We start from the raw sequence: 3,337 nt of genomic DNA, 5'->3' as shown, positions 1-3,337 counted from the left end.
TGTGTTCTCATGGGGGCATCCGTTGATTGGGTGGTTGTCGCCGATGGAATGCCCGGCCCTGACGGACCGGTCTGGGTTAGCCGGTCTTTCAGACCGGAAAACCATGTGTTTGACCGGGTTTTCGGTCTGAAAGACCGATTAACCCAGACCGGTCCGTCAGGGCCGGGCATTCCCCGTCGGCGGCCCCCTCCCCCGTCTTGTCCGTCGGCGAATCGATCCACGGCAGGCAGATCGAATTGGTGAGGACGAAGTAGTAATCAAACGGCTGCCCTTGGGGAAGCACGGGGTTGTTCGTTCTCAGCGCGGCGTTGAGGCGACTGGCCTCGGCTCGCGCGTCCCACGGGTTGACGAATCGGCGGATGTAGCGGGTGCGGCCGTCGGCTCGCGCATAAGCCACGAAATAGCGGCCTTCGCCGGGGATTTTCTGGCTCACGGGCAGGCTCCGGCGGGGATCATCCGGGAGCGGAGCGAATCGGCGGATGTAGCGGGTGCGGCCGTCGGCTCGCGCATAAGCCACGAAATAGCGGCCTTCGCCGGGGATTTTCTGGCTCACGGGCAGGCTCCGGCGGGGATCATCCGGGAGCGGAGCGAATCGGCCACGCGCATCCAGAACATCTCGGCCGCCTCCAAAATGGCGGCTTGATGCTCGGCATCCTCGGTCACGCGGACAACCGCCAGTTCGGCCCCGTTTTGAAACCGCCCGGCCGGGTTGTAGCTGACGAAGTGGCACACGCGGCAATCGGTCACCAGCAACTGCCATTGCACCTGGCAGAGGTAGTGATCGGGGACGAGGCCCGCCAGCGCGAGGTCGTGGACCTTGAACGACGGCGCCTTCACCTCGATGATGTCGTTCCGCGCGTGGCTGTAACCATCGAGCGAGGCGCGCATCCAGGGGGCCGTGTCGTGTTCAACGCACATCGGCACATAGCCGGTTTTCTCGCGCGCCTCGAACATCGCGCGGGCCTGCGGTTCCAGCAGCACGCCGCGACGCATGGCGAAGTTGGTCGCCCGCTCGGTGTCGCCGAGCTTCTCGGCCAACAGCCCGTCGGCGGTGGCCTCCGGGAAGGGAGAGAGGCCAAGGAGGGCCGCGATGTCCCCCCCGCCGATGCCGTTTCGCCGCCAGCGGGTCCACTCGCGAGAACCTTGGTTGAGTTGAATCACGCGCATGTTTGGGTTCCGTTCGATGAGTGTCTTTGTGAAGCCGCGACGCGGAGTCTTCGCAGCGGAGCGCGGACGGCCTGTGGTTCAATCGCCGCTCGCAATGGCGGATATTTGACTCGGGAAGTCCGCGCTCCGCTGCGAAGACTCCGCGTCGCGGCTTCACGAATCGCCGCATGTTTGGGCAGTCGTTCGACGCCGGGAGTCCGCGCTCCGCTGCGAAGACTCCGCGTCGCGGCTTCACGAGTTCGCCGTCTCTCTTTTCTTTCCCCGTCCCGCGATCTTCGCCCGCAGCGCGGCCAGCAGCCGGTTAGCCTCGCCGATGGTCAGCGTCCCAACATGGTCGGACTCGCCGACGGGTCGGCCCAAAATTTCCGAGGCGCGGGCCTTGGCCTTGGGGTCGTGCCAGGCCAGATCAAGCTCGTGGAAGGCATCCAGCAGCGCCTTTTGGACGGCGACCGGCAGGGATGACGACTCTTCCGTTGAGGGCGGTTCTTCCCGCGTCTTGGCCTTGGACATCGCCTGCGAAAACGCCTTGAACAGGCTGGCGGCGCCGGCGGGGGCGGTGATCTCCGGGGGGAGGCCGTAGCGGTTGCCGCCGACGATGCCGGCGCTCGCGGTGGTGTGCAGGTAGCGCGATTCGACGACGTTGGCCGCGTCCTTCGCGGGGCTGGTTTTGAAGCCGCCGAAGAGGATCGCGTCGGACCATTTGTGCGTCAGGCTCCAGAGCTTTTCCACGCTCTCCGGGCGCCACTGATCCCACGATTTTCCGGTCGGGTCGACGATGGTTTTCAATTTCGCGTGATGCAACATCAGGATCGACATGCCCCGGCCCAGCCGGGTGTCGTCGAGCAGTTGCAGGAACAGGCCCCACTCCTTGGCGGCCAGTTCGTTGCCCCGGCCGTAGGTGTTGAAGTTGCCCCAGTCGCCGTTGAAAAACTCGTCGCGCACATGCTGCTGGCAAAGCGCCTCGGCGCCGTTGCCGGTGTCCAGCACCAGCGTGCGAAAATCATGCGGCTCGTCCCGCAGGGCACGGACGGCGCGGCCCAAATCGGACCAGTTGCGGAAGTCCTCCGGGAAGTGGTCCGTCGGCGGCGCCTGCCCGGCTTCGAGGAGCGAGAGGAGGCCCGTTTCCCCGGCGGTCATCAGGAAAACCGGCCTCGGCGAATTGGCCCCGAAGGAGCTTTTGCCGAACTTTTCCGCCGCATACAACACCACGCGCGACGGCAGCCTCGGCGCCGAGCGGGTGACTTGCGATAGCACACTCATGGCGCGCTCCTGTCAGGTTCGGGGTTTGGAATCAACCGACGGAATCGGTCGCACGGGAAGCAGCTCCTGCCGAAACACCGGCACGTCGCGCGGCGCCTCGATCCCCAGCCGCACCCGCCCCCGGTCGATGTCCACCACCGTGACGCAGATGCTCTCGCCAATCACAATCTTCTCGCCATGTTTGCGGGTGAGAATTAGCACAGGTCTCCTTTGGTTGGGGGGAGAAGTTGAGAGAAGGGATGAGGGATGAAGGATGAGGGATGAAAAAAAGCAAAAGCAAAGACAAAAGCCAATCCCTTCGACCGGCTCGATTGTCTTCTTTCATCCCTCATCCTTCATCCCTCATCCTTTTCTTCAAAAAAGCCGGTCTCTCCCGGCGGCCGCACCACTTGGGGGACTCGCATACCCCGGCAGGTGTCGCCGTCCCCCGCGCTGCCCGACGCGGGGTGTTCACAGGCAAAATCAACAACGGATGCAAATAATCCCAAGAGCCCCACTGCGTCAGCGGTGGGGGTGATCGTCACACACTGAAGGCCACCCCCACCGCTGACGCAGTGGGGCTCTTGGAATCTCTCAACACAAGATGCAAAAGACTCGTTCAACGGGCTGGTAAGCAAAGAGTACCGGACGGAGTGTTTGAACCGATTGGCAGGGAATGGGATTTGGATGGGGAGGAAAAAGAGAGGCGGCGGGTGGCCCGGCGGGGCGGGGCGCCCGGCCCTCACGGACCGGTCTGGGTTAACCGGTCTTTCAGACCGGGCGTTTTGATGAGTGGCGGCCTCCGCCCCCGGCGGCCTCGGCCTGAAAGGCCGATGAATCCAGACCGGTCCGTGAGGGCCGGGCGGGCGACGGGCGGAACCCTATTCAAATGGGCCGGTCCTCGGCGGGGCGGGGCGCCCGGCCCTGACGG

At 64.6% G+C, this 3,337-nt stretch carries 4 protein-coding genes; all 4 read right to left on the bottom strand.

What is annotated here, in order from left to right:
* Positions 1-88 precede the first annotated feature (88 nt).
* The 4 genes from BGIM_RS0147700 to BGIM_RS0147685 all read right to left on the bottom strand — a co-directional run bounded on the left by BGIM_RS0147700 (position 89) and on the right by BGIM_RS0147685 (position 2,628).
* Entirely contained in the window at positions 89-553 is a 465-nt protein-coding gene (locus BGIM_RS0147700; RefSeq protein ID WP_020476626.1) for a hypothetical protein, read from the bottom strand.
* The gene (locus BGIM_RS0147695) at positions 550-1,167 is read right to left on the bottom strand and encodes a lambda-exonuclease family protein (RefSeq protein ID WP_020476625.1); all 618 of its coding nucleotides are present in this window, start codon (positions 1,165-1,167) and stop codon (positions 550-552) included. The genes BGIM_RS0147700 and BGIM_RS0147695 overlap by 4 nt, the downstream gene beginning before the upstream one ends.
* Positions 1,168-1,398: 231 nt before the next feature.
* Positions 1,399-2,427 (bottom strand): AAA family ATPase, encoded by a 1,029-nt coding sequence (locus BGIM_RS0147690; RefSeq protein ID WP_029632262.1) that lies wholly within the window; start codon positions 2,425-2,427, stop codon positions 1,399-1,401.
* A 12-nt stretch (positions 2,428-2,439) separates the two neighbouring features.
* Complete coding sequence (locus tag BGIM_RS0147685; RefSeq protein WP_020476623.1) at positions 2,440-2,628, bottom strand: carbon storage regulator; 189 nt, start codon at positions 2,626-2,628, stop codon at positions 2,440-2,442.
* Positions 2,629-3,337 lie beyond the last annotated feature (709 nt).

Source organism: Zavarzinella formosa DSM 19928 (assembly GCF_000255705.1).
Classification (GTDB): domain Bacteria; phylum Planctomycetota; class Planctomycetia; order Gemmatales; family Gemmataceae; genus Zavarzinella; species Zavarzinella formosa.
This window is presented reverse-complemented; position numbering and strand designations above follow the sequence as displayed.